The sequence below is a fragment of the Citrobacter sp. Cf125 genome, assembly GCF_030333935.1.
GTDB lineage: Bacteria > Pseudomonadota > Gammaproteobacteria > Enterobacterales > Enterobacteriaceae > Citrobacter > Citrobacter freundii.
Window position 1 is genome coordinate 393,679 of the sequence record NZ_JAOWEY010000024.1, and the last position, 23,095, is coordinate 416,773.

The following is a 23,095-nucleotide window of genomic DNA, read 5'->3' on the forward strand; positions in this document are numbered from 1 at the left end:
AACAAGGTTGCAAATGAATAAACACCCATATAAATTGAATTTTAATTCAATAAATGGCCTAAGCCATGTGAGGGAACCATGTCTGCGTTTTATCATAAACATTTTTTGAAACTGCTTGATTTCACCTCTGCTGAACTCACGTCACTGCTCCAGCTCGCCGCGCAGCTAAAGGCAGATAAGAAAAACGGCACTGAAGTCGCAAAGCTCACCGGTAAAAACATCGCGCTCATCTTCGAAAAAGACTCAACCCGCACCCGTTGCTCTTTCGAAGTTGCCGCATACGACCAGGGCGCTCGCGTGACGTATCTCGGGCCAAGCGGCAGCCAGATTGGCCATAAAGAGTCGATCAAAGACACCGCCCGCGTGCTCGGCCGCATGTACGACGGTATTCAGTATCGGGGACACGGCCAGGAGATTGTCGAGACGCTGGCGGAATATGCCGGAGTTCCGGTGTGGAACGGATTAACCAACGAGTTTCATCCCACCCAGTTGCTGGCGGATCTGTTAACTATGCAGGAACACCTGCCGGGTAAAGCGTTTAATGAGATGACGCTGGTCTACACCGGTGATGCCCGCAACAATATGGGCAATTCCATGCTGGAAGCCGCTGCGTTAACCGGGCTGGATCTGCGCCTGGTCGCACCGCAGGCCTGCTGGCCAGAGGAAAGTCTGGTTGCAGAGTGCAAAGCGCTGGCGCAGAAAAACGGCGGCAATATTACGCTGACCGAAGATGTCGCCGCGGGCGTGAAAGGTGCGGACTTTATCTATACCGACGTCTGGGTATCAATGGGCGAAGCAAAAGAGAAGTGGGCCGAACGTATTGCGCTGCTGCGTAAGTACCAGGTTAATAGCACGATGATGGCGTTGACCGGCAATCCACAGGTGAAATTCCTGCACTGCCTGCCCGCGTTTCATGACGATCAAACCACGCTTGGCAAACAAATGGCACAGGAATATGGTCTGCACGGCGGTATGGAAGTGACCGATGAGGTCTTTGAATCACCCGCCAGCATCGTATTTGATCAGGCGGAAAACCGGATGCACACCATCAAAGCGGTGATGGTGGCGACGCTGGCGAAGTGAGGGCATGGATGAAAAGAATGCCGGATGGCGATGCTAAGCATCTTATCCGGCCTACAACCGCGCTCTCGTAGGCCGGGCAAGGCGAAGCCGCCTCCGGCAAATACGCTTATGCCACTTGCATTTTCACTACGGCTTTGCGTACCAGCGCTGGAGCACCGACCGCGCACAGCGGTTTATGCACTTCACCCGGATAGAACACCACGAAATCACCTTCGTTCAGCACCACCGTTTTCTCCTGTACCCCTTCCGGCAGGAAGGCGATATCTTTATCCGCCAGCCAGTCAGTTTCCGGCGCGCCCGCAGGCTGCGTGCTGAAGGTCATTCCTTCCTGGCCTTTGAGCAGGATCTGAATATCCAGATAGCGGGCGTGATACTCGGCGCGGCGCTGTGCAAACGGCTCCGTCATATCTTCGGCAATCAGATAAAACAGACGATCGCCGTCGATGTCATGCTTACCTTTTTCCGTCGCATCCGTCACATGCGCTTTAATGTGTTCAATTGCCTGACGCAGCTCTTCCGGCAGCCAGGCATCCAGGTTGTGAATATTGCCAACAATCATCTCAAACCCCTTAATTAAAACATCGTTTCATTTTAGTTGTTATACGAAAAAACGGCCTGCCATACTACTGCTATTTGCCGATATTTTGCGTCAACGCATGTTTATCGCTGATGGTGTTAAATAATTGCTAACTCTCAGCCACAGGTTATGCATAAACTTTGCATAACTTTCGGCTACCCTTTTCCAACAAGATCAGTAAAATACTGTTATTAAAGGCTTTATTAGAAAAACCAGCTATCGATCACAGTTCACCTCTCCTTCGCAATCCTTCTTCATCGTCATATTTATTTTGAAATAAACTTTACCGCGCAAATAATAAAATCATATATTCGCATAATAATTCACAATACAGAAAAAAACACAAACAAATCAATGCATTACTTATATTGCAGCACACTAAAAGTGTACATAAAATTAACACCGATAAATAACAAGACATATTCCCGCGTAGTAATTCAATTATTCATGTTTTTATTTTATTAATTCTCCGAGCCATATCATAAATTAAACATCAAAAGTCAAATATCGACCTGACTGTGAAATAAATCACGTTTCCTCATCAAATAAGATCTAAATATAGATTCCGAAATCAGCTGAAAAGTCATGACTGCAATAAATATTATTTGCAGGCACATCCTCTTTATTTTTTAAAATAGTATTAAAGGAATAATGATGGAAAAGCATTATGTCGGGTCTGAAATCGGTCAATTACGTAGCGTAATGCTACATCGCCCTAATCTCAGCTTAAAAAGGCTGACACCATCAAATTGCCAGGAACTACTTTTTGATGATGTTCTTTCGGTAGAACGTGCAGGAGAAGAGCATGACATTTTCGCCAACACGTTACGTCAGCAAGGGATTGAGGTTCTGTTACTCACTGATTTATTGACACAAACCTTAGATGTCCAAGATGCCAAAGACTGGTTGCTGGAGACACAAATCTCTGATTATCGCCTTGGCCCCGCTTTCGCCACGGATATTCGCGCCTGGCTTGCAGATATGCAGCACCGGGAACTGGCCCGGCATTTAAGCGGTGGGCTAACCTACGGAGAAATTCCTGCCTCAATCAAAAATATGGTGGTCGATACTCACGATATTAATGACTTTATTATGAAGCCATTACCAAACCACTTATTTACCCGCGACACCTCATGCTGGATATATAACGGTGTGTCAATTAACCCAATGGCAAAAACCGCGCGGCAAAGAGAAACCAATAACCTGCGGGCGATCTACCGTTGGCACCCTCAATTTGCTGATGGTGAATTTATTAAATATTTCGGCGATGAAAATATTAATTACGACCACGCCACATTAGAAGGTGGAGATGTGCTGGTCATTGGTCGCGGCGCGGTACTCATCGGTATGTCGGAACGCACCACGCCGCAGGGCATTGAATTCCTTGCCCAGTCGCTGTTTAAGCATCGCCAGGCTGAACGCGTCATCGCGGTTGAACTGCCGAAACATCGCTCTTGTATGCACCTCGATACCGTCATGACCCACATTGATATCGATACCTTCTCCGTCTACCCGGAAGTGGTACGCCCGGATGTCCAGTGCTGGACCCTGACGCCAGACGGGCGCGGCGGCTTGAAACGCACCCAGGAAAGTTCTCTGGTACATGCCCTCGAAAAAGCGCTGGGCCTCGACCAAATCACGCTGATAACCACCGGGGGCGACGCCTTCGAAGCTGAACGCGAACAGTGGAATGACGCCAACAACGTCCTGACGCTACGCCCCGGTGTGGTCGTGGGCTACGAGCGCAACATCTGGACCAACGAGAAATACGACAAAGCGGGCATCACCGTTTTACCCATTCCTGGCGACGAACTTGGACGTGGACGCGGCGGCGCACGCTGCATGAGCTGCCCACTGGAACGCGACGGTATCTAAGGAAAAGTCATGGAAAACAAACCTACTCTGGTTGTGGCGTTGGGCGGCAATGCGCTGCTCAAACGCGGCGAGCCGCTGGAAGCTGACATCCAGCGCAAGAACATTGAGCTGGCGGCAAAGACTATCGCTCAGCTCACACAGCAATGGCGCGTGATTCTGGTGCACGGCAATGGCCCACAGGTTGGACTTTTGGCGTTACAGAACAGCGCTTATGACCGCGTCACCCCTTATCCGCTCGACATTCTCGGTGCGGAAAGTCAGGGAATGATTGGCTATATGCTGCAACAAGCTCTGAAAAACCAGCTGCCGCAACGTGAAATCAGCGTCCTGCTGACTCAGGTTGAAGTCGATGCCCACGATCCAGCCTTCAGTAATCCGACCAAATATATCGGACCGATTTACGACGACGCTCAGGCTAAAACGCTACACGCGGAAAAAGGCTGGATTTTCAAAGCCGATGGTAAAGCGTTCCGTCGCGTTGTGCCCTCTCCACAACCCAAACGTATCGTTGAAAGTGATGCTATTCGCACATTGATCGCCCGCGATCATCTGGTGATTTGCAACGGCGGTGGCGGCGTACCGGTGGTGGAAAAAGCCGATGGCTTCCACGGCATTGAAGCAGTGATCGACAAGGATCTCTCCGCCGCCCTGCTCGCCCGCCAACTCCATGCCGATGCTTTGTTGATCCTCACCGATGCTGATGCCGTGTACCTCGACTGGGGCAAACCTACCCAGCGCCCACTGTCCCAGGTCACCCCGGAACTGCTCGGTGAAATGCAATTCGACGCCGGTTCAATGGGCCCCAAAGTCACCGCCTGCGCGGAATTCGTCTCTCACTGTCGTGGGATTGCTGGCATCGGTTCACTGGCCGACGGCTCGGCCATTCTCGCCGGCGACAAAGGCACGCTAATTCGTCTCGAAACCACCGACGCTAACGCGTAGGACTTTTTTTGCCGGATGACGGCTTCGCCTTATCCGGCCTACATAAGGACATTTTCATGACTGTTAACCTGAAAAATCGCAATTTTCTCAAACTGCTGGACTACACCCCGACGGAAATCCAGTACCTGATCGATCTGGCTATCGAGTTAAAAACGGCAAAAAAGGCCGGGCGCGAAAGACAGACGCTGGTCGGTAAAAATATCGCGCTGATCTTCGAAAAAACCTCAACCCGTACCCGCTGTGCCTTTGAAGTCGGCGCTTTCGATCAAGGCGCACAGGTGACCTATCTCGGCCCAAGTGGATCGCAGATCGGCCATAAAGAATCAATGAAAGATACTGCCCGCGTGCTAGGCCGCATGTACGACGGCATTGAATATCGCGGATACGGCCAGGACATTGTGGAGGAACTGGGGCAATTTGCCGGAGTTCCTGTTTGGAATGGACTGACAAATGAATTTCACCCCACCCAGATCCTCGCGGATCTGATGACCATGCTGGAACACGCGCCGGGTAAAACCTTGCCGGAACTGAGTTTCGCTTATCTCGGTGACGCCCGCAATAACATGGGTAATTCCCTGATGGTTGGCGCAGCGAAAATGGGGATGGATATCCGTCTGGTCGCACCTAAATCCTTCTGGCCTGACGAGGCACTGGTTGCCGAATGCCGTGAAATTGCCAGCGTGACTGGCGCACGCATTACGCTCACAGAGGATGTTGAGGAAGGCGTATACGACGTCGATTTCCTCTACACCGATGTCTGGGTCTCTATGGGCGAACCCAAAGAAGCCTGGGCAGAACGCGTTAGCCTGATGACGCCCTATCAAATTAACCAGCGGGTCATCAACGCAACCGGTAACCCCAATGTGAAATTTATGCACTGTCTGCCCGCCTTCCATAACGAGCACACAAAGGTTGGACGTGAAATCGAAATGGCCTACGGCCTGAAAGGGCTTGAAGTCACGGAAGAGGTTTTTGAGTCAGCTCATTCCATCGTCTTCGACGAAGCAGAGAACCGGATGCATACCATTAAAGCAGTAATGGTAGCGACCCTCGGCGACTAACCCCTGCGGGCGTATGTCGCCTGACGGCATATGCCCAAGCTATCCGGAGAACATCATGGGCAAATTCAAATTTCCCAGCGCATATACCATCCTGTTTATTCTCATTGCACTCGTCGCGGTTATGACCTGGATAGTCCCGGCAGGGAAATACCAGATGGCGATGAATGCTACTCTGGGCAAAGAAGTGCCAGTTGCCGGTACTTATGCCCCCACAGAGGCGCACCCGCAAGGTTTTACCGCTGTACTGCTGGCCCCGATTGACGGTCTTTACAACCACGAAACCTATACCGCAGGCGCAATTGATGTGGCGTTGTTTGTCCTGATTATTGGTGGGTTTCTCGGCGTAGTAAACAAAACAGGCGCCATCGACGCAGGTATCGAGCGCGTGACGGTCAGGTTGAACGGTAAAGAGGAGTGGATGATCCCCATTCTAATGGGGCTTTTCGCCGCCGGAGGTACGATTTACGGGATGGCGGAGGAATCACTCCCATTCTACACATTGCTGGTTCCGGTCATGATGGCCGCACGCTTTGATCCGTTGGTTGCCGCCGCCACCGTTCTGCTCGGCGCAGGCATTGGTACACTCGGCTCGACAATCAACCCTTTCGCAACGGTTATCGCGGCTAACGCCGCCGGGATCCCCTTCACCCAGGGAATGCTGATGCGCATTCTGCTGCTGGTCGTCGGCTATGTTATCTGTGTGGTGTGGGTCATGCGTTATGCGCGCAAAGTCCGCAATCACCCGGAGCTGTCGATTGTGGCGGATAAAATGGAGGAAAACCGTGCGCATTTTCTCGGCAATCGCGGCAATACCAATCTTGAATTCACAGCCACGCGTAAGTGGATCCTGCTGATATTCGCCGCCGCCTTTGCGGTAATGATTTATGGCGTCGCGGTACTCGGATGGTGGATGGCAGAAATATCCGCAGTCTTTCTGGGTTCTGCCATTATCGTCGGCGTGATTGCCCGCATGAGTGAAGAAGCCTTCACCAGTACCTTCATTGACGGTGCGCGGGATCTGCTTGGCGTGGCGCTGATTATCGGCATTGCACGCGGTATCGTCGTGGTGATGGACAACGGCATGATCACCCACACTATTTTGCACAGCGCCGAAAATTTAGTCTCCGGTCTGTCCACCACCATTTTCATCAATGTAACCTACTGGCTGGAAGTATTGCTCTCCTTCCTGGTCCCTTCCTCGTCTGGCCTGGCGGTGCTCACGATGCCCATTATGGCCCCGCTGGCCGACTTCGCGCATGTACAGAGGGATCTGGTCGTCACCGCGTATCAATCCGCTTCCGGCATTGTGAATCTGATTACACCCACCTCAGCCGTCGTGATGGGTGGGTTAGCCATCGCCCGTGTTCCTTACGTGCGCTACCTGAAATGGGTCGCCCCGCTCCTGCTCATTTTGACGTTACTGAACATGGCCGTCCTGAGTATCGGCGCGATGTTGTAGCCCTTTTAGCCGTCGGATCCCGACGGCTTTTTTGAGCGCATTCTCGTTTTTCTGCGCAACCGCCCGTTTGAGCCGTTATTGATACTGCAAATGTGGTGAATTTCGCCATCACATTGATACAAATGATAAACTTAGGGTGTATTTATGAAGGAATTCGATGATTACTCGACCAAAGAGCAGAAACAATTGGCGATTTGTCAGCGCCTGATTAGCGAAAAAAGCTATCTTTCTCAGGAAGCGCTTCGCCGCGATCTCCAACACCATGGTTTTACCGGAATTAGCCAGTCAACGGTATCCCGTCTGCTGAAACTGCTCGGGGCTATAAAAATAAGAAATACAAAAGGGCAAAAAATTTATTCTGTAAATCCGCAATCGCGACCCGCTCCTGATGCTGCCCGATCGATTGCTGAAATGGTGGTCAGCGTTGAGCACAATAGCGAATTTATCCTCATCCACACGGCGGCAGGTTATGGCCGTGCCGTTGCCAGAATCCTCGATTACCACGCGTTACCAGAGATTCTGGGTGTCATCGCTGGCAGCAGTATTGTCTGGGTTGCGCCGCGAGTTGTGCAGCGAACAGGGCTGGTGCACAAGCAGATTAACTATCTATTTAAAATGAATTAAAATTCATAAGAACCGTTTGCGGTGAATAAATTGTGCATTTTCCGCTTGATCCCATAACGGAGCTGAGTATAATCGCGGACAATTTGCCGGGAGGATGTATGGTTCAGTGTGTACGACATTTTGTCTTACCGCGTCTGAAAAAGGACGCTGGCCTGCCGTTTTTCTTTCCGTTGATCACCCATTCCGAGCCCCTCAATTGAGGGGCTTTTTTTTTGCCCAGGCGTCAGGAGATAAACATGGCTAACCCGCTCTATCAAAAACACATCATTTCCATAAACGACCTCAGCCGCGATGACCTCAATCTGGTCCTCGCGACGGCGGCGAAATTAAAAGCTAACCCACAGCCGGAGCTGTTAAAGCATAAGGTTATCGCCAGCTGCTTCTTTGAAGCGTCAACCCGCACCCGTTTATCCTTTGAAACCTCCATGCACCGCCTGGGCGCCAGCGTGGTGGGTTTTTCTGACAGCAGCAACACGTCGCTGGGCAAAAAAGGCGAAACCCTGGCCGATACCATTTCCGTCATCAGCACCTATGTCGACGCCATCGTCATGCGTCATCCGCAGGAAGGCGCCGCACGTCTGGCTACAGAGTTCTCCGGTAACGTTCCGGTACTGAACGCAGGCGACGGCTCCAACCAACATCCCACCCAAACGCTGCTGGACCTGTTTACCATTCAGGAAACGCAGGGTCGCCTGGACAATCTGCACATCGCCATGGTGGGTGACCTGAAATATGGCCGTACCGTCCACTCCCTGACCCAGGCGCTGGCGAAGTTCGAAGGTAACCGTTTCTACTTCATCGCCCCGGACGCACTGGCCATGCCGCAATACATTCTGGATATGTTGAACGAAAAAGGTATCGCCTGGAGCCTGCACGGCACTATCGAAGAGGTGATGGCGGAGGTCGATATCCTCTACATGACCCGCGTACAAAAAGAGCGTCTGGACCCGTCCGAATACGCCAACGTGAAAGCACAGTTTGTCCTGCGCGCCAGCGATTTGAACGGCGCCAGAGCGAACATGAAGGTGCTGCATCCGCTGCCGCGCATCGATGAAATCACCACCGACGTCGATAAGACGCCGCACGCCTGGTATTTCCAGCAGGCTGGCAACGGCATCTTCGCCCGCCAGGCGTTACTGGCACTGGTACTGAATAGCGAACTGGCACTGTAAGGGAGAAAAAGAGATGACACACGATAACAAACTGCAGGTTGAAGCCATCAAACGTGGCACCGTGATTGACCATATTCCCGCACAGGTTGGTTTTAAGCTGCTGACGCTGTTCAAATTGACGGAAACCGACCAACGTATCACCATCGGTCTGAACCTGCCGTCTGGCGAGATGGGCCGTAAGGATCTGATTAAAATCGAAAACACGTTCCTGACCGACGAGCAGGTAAACCAGCTCTCCCTGTACGCCCCGCAGGCAACGGTAAACCGCATTGACGATTACGATGTGGTGGGTAAATCACGTCCGAGCCTGCCTGAGCGTATCGATAACGTGCTGGTTTGCCCGAACAGCAACTGCATCAGTCATGCTGAGCCGGTTTCTTCCAGTTTTGCAGTGAAAAAACGTGCCGATGACATCGCACTCAAATGCAAATACTGTGAAAAAGAGTTTTCGCATTATGTGGTGCTGGCCAACTAATTGGGGTTGGTTATGAGATCCCGGCTCCCGTTACACATAAGCATTCGCAATGCATCGAGGCGGCAAGTCCGATTATCACTGGGAGCATAGTAAACTATGTGACCAGGGTAAGAGGACGTAGCCAACGAAGAGGCAGTGTGAAGGATGACGTGTATAATGGGCGGGAACATTCTACTACCGCTGTAAATTCAGGAGAAATCATGAGCAAGACTATCGCGACGGAAAATGCACCAGCAGCAATCGGCCCATACGTTCAGGGCGTTGACCTGGGTAGCATGGTAATCACTTCCGGTCAGATCCCGGTCGATCCGAAAACCGGTGCCGTAGCGGAAGACGTATCCGCTCAGGCACGTCAGTCGCTGGAAAACGTAAAAGCTATCGTTGAAGCAGCAGGCCTGAAAGTGGGCGACATCGTAAAAACGACCGTTTTCGTTAAAGACCTGAACGATTTCGCCACCGTAAACGCGACCTACGAAGCATTCTTCACCGAGCACAACGCGACCTTCCCGGCGCGTTCTTGCGTAGAAGTTGCCCGTCTGCCGAAAGACGTGAAAATCGAGATTGAAGCGATCGCCGTTCGTCGCTAAGTCTCCTTGTGCCGGATGGCGGCTTCGCCTTATCCGGCCTACGCAAGCGTAGTTTGTAGGCCCGGTAAGCGTGAGTGCCACCGGGCATTTATCACATCACGCCAAACAATTTCGGCAGGAACAGTGAAATCGCCGGAATGTATGTCACGAGCATCAGCACCAGGAATAGCACGAGGTAGAACGGCAGCATCGCCTTTACCACCTGCTCTATTTTCTGCTTACTCACCGCACTGGCCACAAACAGCACCGACCCTACCGGTGGCGTAATCAGGCCGATCCCTAAGTTCACCAGCATGATCATGCCAAAATGGACTGGATCAATGCCGAGCGCGTTGGTCACCGGCAGCAGAACCGGCGTCAAAATCAGGATCAGCGGCGCCATATCCATCAGCGTACCGATCAGCAGCAGCATGATGTTAATGCACATCAGAATGACGTATTTGTTGTCCGAGATGCTGGTGAAAGCTTCAGTGATACGCATCGGCAATTGCATATAGGTCATAACGGCGCCGAACGCAGCGGCAAAGCCTATCAGGATCATGACGATCGTGACCGTTTTCACCGTGCGGAACATCAGCTTTGGCAGCTCAGACCATTTATAGTCACGATAGATAAACATGGTGACAAAGAAGGCCCAAAGGCAGGCAATCGCCGCAGATTCCGTCGCGGTAAAGATACCTGACAGGATGCCGCCCATGATGATCACAACCGTCATCAGGCCCCACAGCGTATCGACGAAAATCTTCAGCGCCTGGCGAAACGGTACGCGTTCCCCTTTTGGATAACCGCGCTTGTGCGCAAAAGCCACGCACATCACCATCAGACTGAAACTTAACAGCAGGCCCGGCAGGATCCCGGCGATGAACAGTGCGGCAATCGACACCGTTCCGCCTGTAGCCAGCGAGTAAATAACCGAGTTATGGCTGGGCGGCGTAAGAATCGCCTGCACCGAACCACTGGCCGTTACCGCCGCGGCAAAGTCGCGCGGATAACCTTTTTTATCCATTTCCGGGATCATTACCGAACCAATGGATGCGGTATCCGCTACAGACGATCCAGAAATAGCGCCAAAAAAGGTTGATGCCACAATGTTTACCAGCGACAGTCCGCCGCGAATAAAGCCAACAAAAATATAGGCAAAGTTCACCAGTCGCCGCGCAATTCCCCCTTCGGCCATAATAGCCCCGGCCAGAATAAAGAACGGGATCGCCAGCAGGGAGAACTTATTCACCCCGCTGGTCAGTTGGATCATCACCGCTTCCAGCGGAATATCAATGTACCAGGCGCCAATGATGGCGCTAATGCCAACCGCATACGCTACCGGTACCCCAATTGCCAGCATAATGCCGAGCGTAAAGACGAGAATAAATGCATCCATCTGCTTTCCTTTCTGAAATGGGGGCGGTAACTAGCTGGTCGATCCCAGCATGACAACGGGACGTTGGTACTGCGGACCACGGAAAATCTTTTCTGCGATAAACAGCAGCGTTATGGCAGAGCCAATCGGCAATGGAAGGTAGTTTTGCCCGGCACTTAAAAGTGGGAATTCGGCCACGGGCTGTTCCCACAGCTCAAGACAGAGATTGGTTCCGTACCAGAGGATAAAAAGGCTTATCGCCACTAACATAACGTCAGCGATTACCGAGCAATAACGGCGGGAAGCATCACCCAGACGGTCAATCACCATACTTACCGCGATATGCGAGCCTGCACGATAGCTCACCGCCGCGCCAATAAAGGTGAATGTCACCATACACAGAATAGCGACGGGTTCAGGCCATGACAGGGCGTTATTCAGAACATAACGCGCGAATATACCAATGGGGATAATGGCGACCATGACTAATAATGCGATACCGGCAATCCACATTGACACCCGATAAAGAAAATCCATTACCGATGAATAGCATTCACCCATAATCATCACCTCGAATTAATCAAAAGATTCAGGCGGAGGGTTGATATCCTCCACCTGATGAATTACTTCACATCCTGAATTCGTTTGATCAAATCCTGGTGGTCTTTACCGTAATTATCCCGCACTGACTGCGTGGCTTTATAGAAATAGTCCGTATCAATATCGTGGAACTGAACGCCGTTGGCTTTCATGGTCTCCAGCGATTTTGCATTATAATCCTGCCAAAGTTTTCGTTGCTCTACCTGTGCTTCTTTGGCGAGTTTAATAATGAGGTCCTGGTCTTCTTTTTTTAACTTATCCCATTTGGCTTTCGAGAACAGAAAAAGCTCAGGAATAATAAAGTGTTTGCTCCAGGTATAGTTTTTCACGACCGGCAAATAGTTATGCGCAACAAACGTTGGCGGGTTATTTTCCGTGCCATCAATAACGCCGGTCTGCATGCCGCTAAATACTTCACTAACGCCCATGACAACGGAGTTAGCGCCCATCGCCTTCAGGGTATCCAGCGCTATCGGACTCCCTTGAACACGGATTTTCATACCGTGTAAATCTTCCGGTTTCACCACCGGATTTTTGGTGATCAGGTTACGCGTTCCGGCATCCATCCAGCCGAGGAACACCAGCCGCGATTTGGCGTTGGCCGTCAGGCGGTCGCCAATCTCCTGACCAATCATGCCGTCGAGAACCTTATGCAGATGGTCTTCATCACGGAAAATATATGGCAGGGTAAACACGTTAATTTCAGGGAGAATAGCGGCGACTGGCGTCATTGAGACACGAATAATATCGATAGCGCCTAATTGTGCCTGCTCAATCATCTGTTTTTCGTCGCCTAACACACCACCGGGAAAGGTTTTAATCTCCAGACGACCTTCGGTGGCGGCGCTAAGTTTTTCCCCCATATGTTTCACGGCAACAACGTTCGGGTAATCAGCCGGATGCACATCTGCGGCGCGAAAGGTTTGTGCCAGCGTTGCATGACTCGCCAGTAATACAGACGCGCCAATACACAGACTTAACAGGTTTTTTGTCAGTTTCATTTGTCCTTCTCCAGAAGTTCATAATATCCATTAACAGGAATAGCTTGCAGAGCAAATGACTGCCGGAATTAAAAACGGGCAGCGAGAAACTTTCTTAACGACGTTACCTGCGCAGACTAACTGGTGTAACAATTTATTTCGATGACTACGTTCACAAAAAATAGCAGACGCTTAAAATTTTTAGCACACTGTTTCATTTTTGCAATACAGATCGTTTTATTGATAAAAAAACAACGCAAGGAAGGCGATTTGATACTAACAACCCGCGTTAGCATTTCAATAAAAATAAAACACCAATATTTCGGGAGAATATCTTTCGAATGAAAAAGAGAAATGCAGGATGGTATTAACACCATCCTGCAGAAGAGAAGTTGAGGATTACTGCCAGCCGTAGCGGCGGCTATAAAAACCTTTCACAAGCTGGGTTAATGTCATGTAACCCGCCAGAATCGCAATCAGCCACGGGAAGTAGCTCAGCGGCAGCGCCTGCAATTGCAGATAGCTGGCCAGCGGCGAGAACGGTAATGCAATGCCCACCACCATTACCACCAGCGTCATCAGCATCAGCGGCCATGCGGCGCGGCTTTGGATAAACGGCACGCGACGGGTACGGATCATATGCACAATCAGCGTTTGCGACAGCAGACCCACCACAAACCAGCCAGACTGGAACAATGTCTGATGTTCAGGTGTATTGGCATGGAAGACGAACCACATCAGGCAGAAAGTCAGAATGTCAAAGATCGAGCTGATCGGTCCAAAGAAGATCATAAAGCGGCCCAACTCGGCGGGATTCCAGCGCTGCGGCTTTTTGATCTGCTCTTCATCAACGTTATCAAACGGAATCGCCACCTGGGATACATCATACAGCAGGTTCTGAATCAGTAAGTGCAACGGCAACATCGGCAGGAACGGTAAGAAGGCGCTCGCCACCAGCACGCTAAACACATTACCGAAGTTAGAACTGGCCGTCATTTTGATGTACTTCAGCATGTTAGAGAAGGTACGGCGTCCTTCGATTACCCCTTCTTCCAGCACCATCAGGCTCTTTTCCAGCAGGATGATATCAGCCGCTTCACGGGCAATATCAACCGCGCCGTCAACGGAGATACCAATGTCCGCCGCGCGCAGCGCCGGGGCGTCGTTAATGCCATCCCCCATAAAGCCGACCACATGACCTTCGCGCTTGAGCAGCGTGACAATACGCTCCTTGTGCATTGGTGTCAGGCGGGCAAACAGCGTGGTGCGCTGGGCAAGTTGGGCCAGTTCGTCATCGCTTAACCCCTCAATGCTGCTGCCGATCACCACATCGCCCGCATCCAGCCCCACTTCATGACACACTTTCGCCGCCACCAGCTCGCTATCGCCCGTCAGAATTTTCACCGTAATACCGCTGGCTTTCAGCGCTTTAAGCGCCGGTGCGGTGGTCTCTTTCGGCGGATCGAGGAACGCGATATAGCCTTCGAGGATCAGATCGGATTCATCAATACGCTGGTAATCACCTTCACGCGCTGGCAGGTATTTCGTCGCCACCGCCACCACGCGCAACCCCTGGCGGTTCAGCGTGTCCGTGACGCGTTTCACCCGACGCAGCATGTTGTCATCTAACGGAACAATCTCACCATTGTGGCGCACCTGGGTACACACGCTGAGGATCTCCTGTAGTGCCCCTTTACAGACCAACTGGTGCACATCGGTTTCTTCTGCCACCACCACCGACATACGGCGACGTTCGAAATCAAACGGGATCTCATCGATTTTTTGCCAGCGGGTAGAGAGCCGGCGGGCGGATTCTTCGTCCACGCCTTCCAGCACTGCCGTATCCAGCAGATTCTTCAGCCCGGTCTGGTAGTGGCTGTTCAGCCACGCAGAATGCAGGACGTGTTCGCTGGGCTTTCCAGATATATCAGTATGATTCTCCAGCACTATTTTATCTTGTGTCAGAGTGCCGGTTTTATCGGTGCACAGAATATCCATCGCGCCAAAGTTCTGGATAGCGTCGAGGTGTTTAACGATAACCTTTTGTTTTGACAGCTTCACCGCCCCACGCGCCAGCGTCGAGGTGACGATCATCGGCAGCATTTCTGGAGTCAGTCCCACCGCCACAGACAGCGCAAACAGCGCCGCTTCCCACCAGTCACCTTTGGTGTAGCCATTAATGATAAGCACAATCGGCGCCATCACCAGCATAAAGCGGATCAGCAGCATGCTGACGCGGCTGATCCCTTTCTGGAAGGCATTCTGCTCGCTTTCCTGCTCGCTGACGCGGCCCGCCAGTTGCCCGAACCAGGTATTGGCCCCAGTCGCAATCACGATGGCCTGTGCCGTGCCGCTCACCACATTGGTGCCCATAAAGCACAGGGTATCGCATTCCAGCGGGTTGCTTTGCTGCGGGTCGCGGCTGGTTGCAACTTTTTCTACCGGCAGCGATTCACCGGTCAGCGAAGCCTGAGCCACGAACAGGTCACGAGCCTGTACCACGCGCAGATCGGCCGGGATCATATCCCCTGCCGCCAGTTTGATAATATCGCCAGGAACCAACTGATCGATCGGCAGTTCAACCCAACCGTTCTCCCCTTTCTCGTTGATAACGCGCAGCACCGTGGCGGTGTTGCTGACCATCGCTTTCAACGCATCCGCCGCTTTGGTGGAACGTGCCTCCTGCACAAAATTCAGCAGCGTCGAGATGGCGACCATCAGCGCGATGACGCCGGCAGCGAACAGATCCTCAGTGGCATAAGAAATCGCACCAAGGATGGTCAGCAGAATATTAAACGGGTTGCGGTAGCAGACCCACAGATGCACCCACCAGGGCGACGGCTTCTGCGCCGGCAACTGGTTTTCGCCATGGATTTCGCGAGCGTTCTCGACTTCTGCGGCGTTCAACCCTTCTGGGTGCGCACCGAACGTTTTCCACAGCGCGGCTTCGTCCATCAGCGCCATTTTCAGGCAATGTTCGCTCAGCGAGGGTGGGATCGGCGTGCTGGCAACGGTTTGCGCATTGGGTAGCGGATCGCGATGCACCAGACGATGCGGTAGATGGCGGTTTAGCCGGGCAAATAGCTGGCGAGTAATATTTTTGAACATAGGCAGTCCCCCTGCGCCAGTCTTAACAGGCGCAGTAAATCCTTCAGGCGTGGCAAATCCTTGCCTGATGGCAATCTAAAAATCGTAACAGGGACGTCAGAACGTCACTGTCTTACGCATCCGGTAAGACAGTGAAAGACAGGCTTACCGGAAAGGGTTGTTTCTCCGTCTCGGGAGAGGGGTGGGATCGGGATCCATATAGCCTCCGGTAAGTAAAAGATTTGCGCTGCGGATTATACGCAGAAAACCATAAGGTTTGTGGCAATTATGGCGGTATGATACAGCACGGAAACTAAACCAAATGTATACCAGACTTTGCCCATTGCACTGCGCTTGAGTAAAGTTATTCTCTATTTGGCATAACTTCACACGCAACATGGGAAAACAGGATGCAAAATCGGCTGACCATTAAAGACATCGCCCGCTTAAGCGGTGTGGGAAAATCAACCGTTTCCCGTGTGCTCAACAATGAAAGCGGCGTGAGTGAACGCACCCGCGAGCGCGTTGAAGCGGTGATGAATCAGCACGGTTTTTCCCCTTCTCGCTCCGCACGCGCCATGCGTGGGCAAAGCGACAAGGTAGTGGCGATTATCGTCACGCGTCTGGACTCACTTTCGGAAAATCTCGCCGTGCAGACCATGCTGCCCGCCTTTTATGAACAGGGTTACGATCCGATCATGATGGAAAGCCAGTTCTCACCCGAACTGGTTGAAGAACATCTCGGCATGCTCCGACGCCGTAATATTGACGGCGTGGTGCTGTTTGGTTTTACCGGCATTACTGAATCCATGCTCACCACCTGGCAAGATTCGCTGGTGCTGCTGGCAAGAGATGCCAAAGGCATTGCCTCCGTCTGCTATGACGATGAGGGTGCCATTCGCACCCTGATGCAGCGTTTATATGAACGCGAGCATCGCCATATTAGCTTTCTTGGCGTTCCTCATAGCGACGTGACCACCGGTAAGCGCCGCCATGAAGCTTATCTGGCATTCTGTAAGAAACACAAACTGCATCCGGTTGCCGCGCTGCCGGGTCTGGCCATGAAGCAGGGCTATGAGCAGGCCGCCAGTGTCATCACCCCGGAAACCACCGCATTAGTCTGCGCGACGGACACCCTCGCCCTTGGGGTCAGTAAATATCTACAGGAGCAGCGAATAGAGAACCTGCAGTTGGCGAGCGTGGGCAGCACGCCGCTGATGAAATTCCTCCATCCGGAAATTATCACCGTCGACCCAGGATACGCCGAAGCCGGGCGACAAGCGGCCTCGCAGCTGATCGAGCAGATCAACGGCCGCAGCGAACCACGACAAATCGTTATTCCTTCCACCCTCTCCTGACCGCTTTCTGAGCGTTAATTTGTGATCTTCGCTGCGTTTCGGGAACGTTCCCATTTTTAAATATTGATCGACGATATACTCTGGCGCCAACAACGCGAGATTGCCGGATGGCGACCTAACGCGTCTTATCCGGCCTACGGGGAACACACGTCATCATGAGCAAAATAAAACAAGCAGACATCGACCGGCTGATTGAGCTGGTAGGCGGGCGCGACAATATCGCCACGGTAAGTCACTGCATTACTCGCCTGCGTTTTGTGCTGAATCAGCCTGCGAACGCCAGGCCGAAAGAGATCGAACAGTTGCCGATGGTCAAAGGCTGCTTCACCAACGCCGGGCAATTTCAGGTGGTGATTGGCACCGAGGTAGGTGATTACTACAAAGCACTACTGGCGACTACCGGACAAGCCAGCGCCGACAAAGAGCAGGCGAAAAAAGCGGCGCGGCAGAATATGAAATGGCATGAACAGCTGATTTCTCATTTTGCGGAGATCTTCTTCCCGCTGCTGCCCGCGCTGATTAGCGGCGGCTTGATCTTAGGTTTCCGTAACGTGATCGGCGATCTGCCGATGAGCAATGGTCAGACGCTGGCGCAGATGCATCCTTCGCTGAAAACCCTTTACGACTTCCTGTGGCTGATTGGCGAGGCGATCTTCTTCTATTTGCCGGTCGGAATCTGCTGGTCGGCGGTGAAGAAAATGGGCGGTACGCCGATCCTCGGTATTGTGCTGGGCGTAACCCTGGTTTCACCGCAGTTAATGAACGCTTATTTGCTCGGTCAGCAGGTACCGGAAGTGTGGAACTTCGGCCTGTTCAGCATTGAGAAAGTGGGCTACCAGGCGCAGGTCATTCCGGCATTGTTGGCCGGGCTGGCGCTCGGGTTTATTGAAACACGCATGAAGCGCATCGTGCCGGATTACCTGTATCTGGTGATCGTCCCGGTGTGTTCGCTGATCCTTGCGGTATTCCTTGCGCACGCCTTTATCGGTCCGTTTGGCCGCATGATCGGCGACGGTGTCGCGTTTGCGGTCCGCCATCTGCTGACCGGCAGTTTTGCTCCGATTGGCGCGGCCCTGTTCGGCTTCCTGTACGCCCCGCTGGTGATCACCGGTGTGCATCAGACCACACTGGCTATCGACATGCAGATGATTCAGAGCATGGGCGGCACGCCGGTATGGCCTCTGATCGCACTGTCGAATATCGCTCAGGCTTCTGCGGTGGTCGGGATCATTATCTCCAGTCGCAAGCACAACGAACGTGAAATCTCCGTTCCTGCCGCGATCTCTGCTTATCTTGGAGTAACTGAACCAGCAATGTACGGGATCAACCTGAAATACCGCTTCCCGATGCTGTGCGCGATGATCGGCTCCGGTCTCGCCGGACTGCTGTGCGGCCTGAACGGTGTGCTGGCAAACGGGATTGGCGTCGGCGGTTTGCCGGGCATCCTCTCCATCCAGCCGACTTATTGGCAGGTATTTGGCATGGCGATGGTCATTGCAATTGTTATCCCAATGATACTGACCTCATTTGTTTACCAGCGTAAATACCGGCTGGGCACATTACAAATTATCTAACTTTTCTTCGGGGCGCAGTTGCGCCCCAGCGTATTTCCAGGAAACAACCATGAATATTCCCCACTGGTGGCAAAACGGCGTTATCTATCAGGTTTACCCCAAGAGTTTTCAGGACACTACCGGAAGCGGCACCGGCGATTTACGCGGCGTGACGCAGCGTCTCGACTATCTGCAAAAACTGGGCGTTGATGCCATCTGGCTGACGCCGTTCTATATTTCGCCGCAGGTTGATAACGGCTACGACGTCGCGGATTACCTGTCTGTCGATCCGGCCTACGGTACGCTGGAAGATTTTGACGAACTGGTGGCGCAGGCGAAAGCGCGCGGCATCCGTATTATTCTCGATATGGTGTTTAACCACACCTCAACCCAGCACGCCTGGTTTCGTGAAGCGCTGGATAAAGACAGCCCGTATCGTCAGTTTTATCTCTGGCGCGACGGCACGCCAGACAGCCCGCCGAATAACTGGCGTTCCAAATTTGGCGGTAACGCCTGGGGCTGGCACGCCGAAAGCGAGCAGTACTATCTGCACCTCTTTGCTCCGGAGCAGGCCGATCTGAACTGGGAAAATCCGGCGGTACGCGCCGAGCTAAAAAAAGTCTGTGAGTTCTGGGCCGATCGCGGCGTGGACGGATTGCGCCTCGACGTGGTGAATCTAATCTCTAAAGATCAGGACTTCCCGAACGATCCCGACGGCGATGGGCGGCGTTTTTATACCGACGGCCCGCGCGCGCATGCGTTTTTACGCGAGATGAACCGCGACGTCTTCACGCCACGCGGCCTGATGACGGTGGGCGAGATGTCTTCCACCACACTGGAAAATTGCCAGCAGTACGCCGCGCTCGATGGCAGCGAACTGTCGATGACCTTTAACTTTCACCACCTGAAAGTGGATTACCCCAACGGTGAGAAGTGGACGTTAGCCAAACCCGATTATGTCGCGCTGAAAACCCTGTTCCGTCACTGGCAGCAAGGCATGCACAATCAGGCCTGGAACGCGCTGTTCTGGTGTAACCACGATCAGCCGCGCATCGTGTCGCGTTTTGGCGATGAAGGTAAATACCGCATTCCGTCGGCCAAAATGCTGGCGATGGTGCTGCATGGCATGCAGGGCACGCCCTATATCTACCAGGGTGAAGAGATCGGCATGACCAACCCGCACTTCAGCCAGATTACCGATTATCGCGATGTGGAAAGCCATAACATGTTTGCCGAACTGAACGGTCAGGGGCGGGATGCCGACGAACTGCTGGCGATCCTCGCCAGTAAATCCCGCGATAACAGCCGCACGCCGATGCAGTGGGATGCCAGCCAACACGCGGGCTTTACCGAGGGCGAGCCATGGATCAATCTGTGTGACAACGCGGCGGAGATCAACGTGGTTGCAGCACTGAACGATACCGACTCGGTGTTCTACACCTATCAGAAACTGATCGCATTGCGCAAAGCGGAGCCAGTTATTACCTGGGGCAACTATCAGGATCTGTTACCGGACAGCCCACATCTGTGGTGTTACCAACGCGAGTGGCAAGGGCAGCGGCTGCTGGTCATTGCTAATCTGAGCGATGCCTTCCAGAACTGGCAGCCAGCCTTGGCCGATGGAAACTGGCAGGTGCTGATGCACAACTATGCCGAGGTCGCCAGCCAACCTGGGGACATGACACTGCGTCCTTTTGAGGCCGTCTGGTGGGTACAAAAATAGCTTGCAATTGGCGTCAGGCCCGGTTCGTGTAGTATTGCCGGGCTTCACTGCTGACACTGCATTTACCTTCCTGTTTTTGTTGAATAATTAATCAGAATTTTCTGCCCATAATTTACAATCGCTGTACTGCCCGTCATCTGTACGCTCCGATTTTTACTTTGCGCTACATCAAATAAACCGTAAACATCCTTGATGCAAATCACTACATATAGAACTTAAAATGCACGCCGACCCAATATGTTGTATTAATCGACTACAATTGCTACAACTACAGTGCACCGCTTTACGGTGAAATTGTGGATAAAGTGGGTCAGGATTGCGGGAAGTCATTGGCAATAGAGATGAATAAAGCCATGGCCGCTTCCCCAACCTCTGTGGATAACCTGTTCTTATAAATATGGAGTGATCATGACACCGCATGTGATGAAACGAGATGGCTGTAAAGTGCCGTTTAAATCAGAGCGCATCAAAGAAGCCATTCTGCGTGCAGCTAAAGCAGCGGGAGTCGATGACGCAGATTACTGTGCCACCGTCGCAGAAGTCGTTAGTAGCCAGATGAATGAGCGCAGCCAGGTCGATATCAACGAGATCCAGACAGCGGTAGAAAACCAGCTGATGTCTGGTCCGTACAAACAACTCGCCCGTGCGTACATCGAATATCGCCACGACCGTGATATACAGCGTGAAAAGCGTGGCCGTCTGAACCAGGAAATTCGTGGTCTGGTTGAGCAAACCAACTCTGCTCTGCTGAACGAAAACGCCAACAAAGACAGCAAAGTGATCCCGACCCAGCGTGACCTGCTGGCCGGTATCGTCGCCAAACACTATGCGCGTCAGCACCTGCTGCCGCGTGATGTCGTCCAGGCGCACGAGCGTGGTGATATTCACTATCACGATCTCGACTACTCTCCGTTCTTCCCAATGTTTAACTGCATGCTGATCGACCTGAAAGGCATGCTGACGCAGGGCTTTAAGATGGGTAACGCGGAGATTGAGCCGCCAAAATCCATCTCCACCGCGACGGCCGTCACCGCGCAAATTATCGCGCAGGTTGCCAGCCATATTTATGGCGGTACCACCATTAACCGTATTGACGAAGTTCTCGCACCATTCGTGACCGAGAGCTTTAACAAGCATCGCAAAACCGCTGAAGAGTGGCAGATCCCGGATGCCGACGGTTATGCGCATTCCCGTACCGAGAAAGAGTGCTACGACGCATTCCAGTCCCTCGAGTATGAAGTGAATACCCTGCATACCGCTAACGGCCAGACGCCGTTCGTCACCTTCGGTTTTGGCCTGGGAACCAGTTGGGAATCGCGTTTGATCCAGCAGTCCATTCTGCGTAACCGCATTGCGGGCCTCGGTAAAAATCGTAAAACCGCCGTGTTCCCGAAACTGGTGTTCGCCATTCGCGACGGCCTGAACCACAAGTTTGGCGATCCGAACTACGACATCAAACAGCTGGCGCTGGAATGTGCAAGCAAGCGCATGTATCCGGACATCCTGAACTACGATCAGGTAGTGAAAGTGACCGGTTCGTTCAAAACGCCGATGGGCTGTCGCAGCTTCCTCGGCGTGTGGGAAAACGAGAACGGCGAACAGATTCACGACGGGCGTAACAACCTCGGCGTTATCAGCCTCAACCTGCCGCGTATCGCGCTGGAAGCCCACGGCGATGAAGCCACCTTCTGGAAACTGCTCGACGATCGACTGGTGCTGGCACGTAAAGCGCTGATGACCCGCATTGCGCGTCTGGAAGGAGTGAAAGCTCGCGTGGCGCCAATCCTGTATATGGAAGGTGCCTGCGGCGTGCGTCTGAAAGCGGACGATGACGTGTCAGAAATCTTTAAAAATGGCCGCGCGTCTATCTCGCTGGGTTACATCGGCATTCACGAAACCATTAACGCACTGTTTGGTGACAAACATCTGTACGACAGCGAGCAGCTTCGCGCCAAAGCTATCGCCATTGTCGAACGCCTGCGTCAGGCAGTCGATCAGTGGAAAGACGAGACCGGCTACGGCTTCAGCCTGTACAGCACGCCGAGCGAAAACCTGTGCGATCGTTTCTGTCGTCTGGATACCGCCGAGTTTGGTGTGGTGCCAGGCGTGACCGATAAAGGTTACTACACCAACAGCTTCCACCTCGACGTGGAGAAAAAGGTTAACCCGTACGACAAGATCGATTTCGAAGCGCCATACCCGCCGCTGGCGAACGGAGGCTTCATTTGCTACGGCGAATACCCGAATATTCAGCACAACCTGAAAGCACTGGAAGACGTCTGGGATTACAGCTATCAGCACGTGCCGTATTACGGGACCAACACGCCAATTGATGAATGCTACGAGTGCGGCTTTACCGGTGAGTTCGAGTGCACCAGCAAAGGCTTTACCTGCCCGAAATGTGGTAACCACGACGCCGCGCGCGTGTCGGTCACCCGCCGCGTCTGCGGTTATTTAGGCAGCCCGGACGCCCGTCCGTTTAACGCCGGTAAGCAGGAAGAAGTGAAACGCCGCGTTAAGCATTTGGGTAACGGGCAGATAGGTTAATCCGCTGTTACGTTAATGCCCGGTGGCGCTGCGCT

The 23,095-nt window shown here is 52.6% G+C and carries 22 protein-coding genes; 15 read left to right on the forward strand and 7 right to left on the reverse strand.

The annotated features are described in order from the left end of the window. Nucleotides 1-13: 13 nt before the first annotated feature. Both argL and argF (OGV89_RS16095) read left to right on the forward strand, forming a co-directional pair. Nucleotides 14-109, forward strand: coding sequence for a putative translational regulatory protein ArgL (gene argL / locus OGV89_RS23030; protein WP_371303384.1), 96 nt, complete (start codon nt 14-16; stop codon nt 107-109). Then, entirely contained in the window at nt 79-1,083 is a 1,005-nt protein-coding gene (gene argF / locus OGV89_RS16095; protein WP_003844898.1) for an ornithine carbamoyltransferase, read from the forward strand. The genes argL and argF (OGV89_RS16095) overlap by 31 nt, the downstream gene beginning before the upstream one ends. Before the next feature lie 106 nt (nt 1,084-1,189). Here the strand turns inward: argF (OGV89_RS16095) and OGV89_RS16100 are convergent, their stop codons facing one another. Beyond that, the gene (locus OGV89_RS16100) at nt 1,190-1,642 is read right to left on the reverse strand and encodes a YhcH/YjgK/YiaL family protein (protein WP_003839618.1); all 453 of its coding nucleotides are present in this window, start codon (nt 1,640-1,642) and stop codon (nt 1,190-1,192) included. Between the two features lie 672 nt (nt 1,643-2,314). On the opposite strand from OGV89_RS16100, the gene arcA reads away from it, so the two are divergent. The 5 genes from arcA (at nt 2,315) to OGV89_RS16125 (ending at nt 7,621) form a co-directional block, all read left to right on the forward strand. Continuing rightward, nucleotides 2,315-3,535, forward strand: a complete 1,221-nt coding sequence (arcA, locus tag OGV89_RS16105; protein ID WP_046670835.1) for an arginine deiminase — start codon at nt 2,315-2,317, stop codon at nt 3,533-3,535. A gap of 9 nt (nt 3,536-3,544) precedes the next feature. Next, the gene (gene arcC, locus OGV89_RS16110) at nt 3,545-4,477 is read left to right on the forward strand and encodes a carbamate kinase (RefSeq protein WP_044699137.1); all 933 of its coding nucleotides are present in this window, start codon (nt 3,545-3,547) and stop codon (nt 4,475-4,477) included. Nucleotides 4,478-4,533: 56 nt separating this feature from the next. Then, entirely contained in the window at nt 4,534-5,538 is a 1,005-nt protein-coding gene (argF, locus tag OGV89_RS16115; RefSeq protein WP_003025826.1) for an ornithine carbamoyltransferase, read from the forward strand. 55 nt (nt 5,539-5,593) lie between these two features. Further along, nucleotides 5,594-6,997, forward strand: a complete 1,404-nt coding sequence (locus tag OGV89_RS16120) for a YfcC family protein (RefSeq protein ID WP_003839611.1) — start codon at nt 5,594-5,596, stop codon at nt 6,995-6,997. Nucleotides 6,998-7,141: 144 nt separating this feature from the next. Next, nucleotides 7,142-7,621: an arginine repressor gene (locus OGV89_RS16125; protein ID WP_003839609.1), complete on the forward strand. Its 480-nt coding sequence runs from the start codon at nt 7,142-7,144 to the stop codon at nt 7,619-7,621. Here the strand turns inward: OGV89_RS16125 and OGV89_RS16130 are convergent. Then, entirely contained in the window at nt 7,618-7,740 is a 123-nt protein-coding gene (locus OGV89_RS16130) for a hypothetical protein (RefSeq protein WP_085951582.1), read from the reverse strand. The genes OGV89_RS16125 and OGV89_RS16130 overlap by 4 nt on opposite strands. Between OGV89_RS16130 and pyrL the strand changes: the two genes are divergently transcribed. The 4 genes from pyrL to ridA all read left to right on the forward strand — a co-directional run bounded on the left by pyrL (nt 7,720) and on the right by ridA (nt 9,855). Next, nucleotides 7,720-7,821, forward strand: coding sequence for a pyr operon leader peptide (pyrL, locus tag OGV89_RS16135; protein ID WP_003025819.1), 102 nt, complete (start codon nt 7,720-7,722; stop codon nt 7,819-7,821). The genes OGV89_RS16130 and pyrL overlap by 21 nt on opposite strands. Nucleotides 7,822-7,857: 36 nt before the next feature. Continuing rightward, nucleotides 7,858-8,793 carry an aspartate carbamoyltransferase gene (pyrB, locus tag OGV89_RS16140; RefSeq protein ID WP_003025818.1) on the forward strand — a complete coding sequence of 312 codons (936 nt, stop codon included), beginning with the start codon at nt 7,858-7,860 and terminating at the stop codon, nt 8,791-8,793. Nucleotides 8,794-8,806: 13 nt separating this feature from the next. Further along, a complete protein-coding gene (pyrI, locus tag OGV89_RS16145; RefSeq protein WP_003025816.1) occupies nt 8,807-9,268 on the forward strand; it encodes an aspartate carbamoyltransferase regulatory subunit in 462 nt (153 codons plus the stop codon). A 200-nt stretch (nt 9,269-9,468) separates the two neighbouring features. Next, on the forward strand, nt 9,469-9,855 hold the full coding sequence (ridA, locus tag OGV89_RS16150; RefSeq protein WP_000047544.1) for a 2-iminobutanoate/2-iminopropanoate deaminase: 387 nt from the start codon (nt 9,469-9,471) through the stop codon (nt 9,853-9,855). A 91-nt stretch (nt 9,856-9,946) separates the two neighbouring features. Here ridA and OGV89_RS16155 read toward each other — a convergent pair whose 3' ends face one another. The 5 genes from OGV89_RS16155 to mgtL all read right to left on the reverse strand — a co-directional run bounded on the left by OGV89_RS16155 (nt 9,947) and on the right by mgtL (nt 16,278). Further along, complete coding sequence (locus tag OGV89_RS16155) at nt 9,947-11,233, reverse strand: TRAP transporter large permease (RefSeq protein ID WP_003839607.1); 1,287 nt, start codon at nt 11,231-11,233, stop codon at nt 9,947-9,949. Between the two features lie 30 nt (nt 11,234-11,263). Further along, nucleotides 11,264-11,773, reverse strand: a complete 510-nt coding sequence (locus OGV89_RS16160) for a TRAP transporter small permease (RefSeq protein WP_048216913.1) — start codon at nt 11,771-11,773, stop codon at nt 11,264-11,266. 62 nt (nt 11,774-11,835) lie between these two features. Next, entirely contained in the window at nt 11,836-12,813 is a 978-nt protein-coding gene (locus OGV89_RS16165; protein ID WP_003839604.1) for a TRAP transporter substrate-binding protein, read from the reverse strand. A gap of 378 nt (nt 12,814-13,191) precedes the next feature. Further along, a complete protein-coding gene (gene mgtA / locus OGV89_RS16170) occupies nt 13,192-15,900 on the reverse strand; it encodes a magnesium-translocating P-type ATPase (RefSeq protein WP_048219843.1) in 2,709 nt (902 codons plus the stop codon). 144 nt (nt 15,901-16,044) lie between these two features. Continuing rightward, complete coding sequence (gene mgtL, locus OGV89_RS22925) at nt 16,045-16,278, reverse strand: mgtA regulatory leader peptide MgtL (RefSeq protein WP_115454865.1); 234 nt, start codon at nt 16,276-16,278, stop codon at nt 16,045-16,047. An 11-nt stretch (nt 16,279-16,289) separates the two neighbouring features. Here mgtL and treR point away from each other — a divergent pair, with 11 nt between their 5' ends. The 4 genes from treR (at nt 16,290) to nrdD (ending at nt 23,060) form a co-directional block, all read left to right on the forward strand. Further along, nucleotides 16,290-17,237 (forward strand): trehalose operon repressor TreR, encoded by a 948-nt coding sequence (gene treR / locus OGV89_RS16175; protein ID WP_003844911.1) that lies wholly within the window; start codon nt 16,290-16,292, stop codon nt 17,235-17,237. Nucleotides 17,238-17,392: 155 nt separating this feature from the next. Continuing rightward, nucleotides 17,393-18,811: a PTS trehalose transporter subunit IIBC gene (gene treB / locus OGV89_RS16180; RefSeq protein ID WP_003839598.1), complete on the forward strand. Its 1,419-nt coding sequence runs from the start codon at nt 17,393-17,395 to the stop codon at nt 18,809-18,811. Between the two features lie 49 nt (nt 18,812-18,860). Next, nucleotides 18,861-20,513 carry an alpha,alpha-phosphotrehalase gene (gene treC, locus OGV89_RS16185; protein ID WP_286558945.1) on the forward strand — a complete coding sequence of 551 codons (1,653 nt, stop codon included), beginning with the start codon at nt 18,861-18,863 and terminating at the stop codon, nt 20,511-20,513. A gap of 408 nt (nt 20,514-20,921) precedes the next feature. Then, nucleotides 20,922-23,060 carry an anaerobic ribonucleoside-triphosphate reductase gene (gene nrdD, locus OGV89_RS16190; protein ID WP_003025782.1) on the forward strand — a complete coding sequence of 713 codons (2,139 nt, stop codon included), beginning with the start codon at nt 20,922-20,924 and terminating at the stop codon, nt 23,058-23,060. Nucleotides 23,061-23,095 lie beyond the last annotated feature (35 nt).

What these genes read in the sequence shown, in the direction of transcription:
- argL (WP_371303384.1), top strand. Translation starts at nt 14, where the DNA reads ATGAATAAACACCCATATAAATTGAATTTTAATTCAATAAATGGCCTA.
- argF (WP_003844898.1), top strand. Translation starts at nt 79, where the DNA reads ATGTCTGCGTTTTATCATAAACATTTTTTGAAACTGCTTGATTTCACC.
- OGV89_RS16100 (WP_003839618.1), bottom strand. Translation starts at nt 1,642, where the DNA reads ATGATTGTTGGCAATATTCACAACCTGGATGCCTGGCTGCCGGAAGAG.
- arcA (WP_046670835.1), top strand. Translation starts at nt 2,315, where the DNA reads ATGGAAAAGCATTATGTCGGGTCTGAAATCGGTCAATTACGTAGCGTA.
- arcC (WP_044699137.1), top strand. Translation starts at nt 3,545, where the DNA reads ATGGAAAACAAACCTACTCTGGTTGTGGCGTTGGGCGGCAATGCGCTG.
- argF (WP_003025826.1), top strand. Translation starts at nt 4,534, where the DNA reads ATGACTGTTAACCTGAAAAATCGCAATTTTCTCAAACTGCTGGACTAC.
- OGV89_RS16120 (WP_003839611.1), top strand. Translation starts at nt 5,594, where the DNA reads ATGGGCAAATTCAAATTTCCCAGCGCATATACCATCCTGTTTATTCTC.
- OGV89_RS16125 (WP_003839609.1), top strand. Translation starts at nt 7,142, where the DNA reads ATGAAGGAATTCGATGATTACTCGACCAAAGAGCAGAAACAATTGGCG.
- pyrL (WP_003025819.1), top strand. Translation starts at nt 7,720, where the DNA reads ATGGTTCAGTGTGTACGACATTTTGTCTTACCGCGTCTGAAAAAGGAC.
- OGV89_RS16130 (WP_085951582.1), bottom strand. Translation starts at nt 7,740, where the DNA reads ATGTCGTACACACTGAACCATACATCCTCCCGGCAAATTGTCCGCGAT.
- pyrB (WP_003025818.1), top strand. Translation starts at nt 7,858, where the DNA reads ATGGCTAACCCGCTCTATCAAAAACACATCATTTCCATAAACGACCTC.
- pyrI (WP_003025816.1), top strand. Translation starts at nt 8,807, where the DNA reads ATGACACACGATAACAAACTGCAGGTTGAAGCCATCAAACGTGGCACC.
- ridA (WP_000047544.1), top strand. Translation starts at nt 9,469, where the DNA reads ATGAGCAAGACTATCGCGACGGAAAATGCACCAGCAGCAATCGGCCCA.
- OGV89_RS16155 (WP_003839607.1), bottom strand. Translation starts at nt 11,233, where the DNA reads ATGGATGCATTTATTCTCGTCTTTACGCTCGGCATTATGCTGGCAATT.
- OGV89_RS16160 (WP_048216913.1), bottom strand. Translation starts at nt 11,773, where the DNA reads ATGGGTGAATGCTATTCATCGGTAATGGATTTTCTTTATCGGGTGTCA.
- OGV89_RS16165 (WP_003839604.1), bottom strand. Translation starts at nt 12,813, where the DNA reads ATGAAACTGACAAAAAACCTGTTAAGTCTGTGTATTGGCGCGTCTGTA.
- mgtA (WP_048219843.1), bottom strand. Translation starts at nt 15,900, where the DNA reads ATGTTCAAAAATATTACTCGCCAGCTATTTGCCCGGCTAAACCGCCAT.
- mgtL (WP_115454865.1), bottom strand. Translation starts at nt 16,278, where the DNA reads ATGTTGCGTGTGAAGTTATGCCAAATAGAGAATAACTTTACTCAAGCG.
- treR (WP_003844911.1), top strand. Translation starts at nt 16,290, where the DNA reads ATGCAAAATCGGCTGACCATTAAAGACATCGCCCGCTTAAGCGGTGTG.
- treB (WP_003839598.1), top strand. Translation starts at nt 17,393, where the DNA reads ATGAGCAAAATAAAACAAGCAGACATCGACCGGCTGATTGAGCTGGTA.
- treC (WP_286558945.1), top strand. Translation starts at nt 18,861, where the DNA reads ATGAATATTCCCCACTGGTGGCAAAACGGCGTTATCTATCAGGTTTAC.
- nrdD (WP_003025782.1), top strand. Translation starts at nt 20,922, where the DNA reads ATGACACCGCATGTGATGAAACGAGATGGCTGTAAAGTGCCGTTTAAA.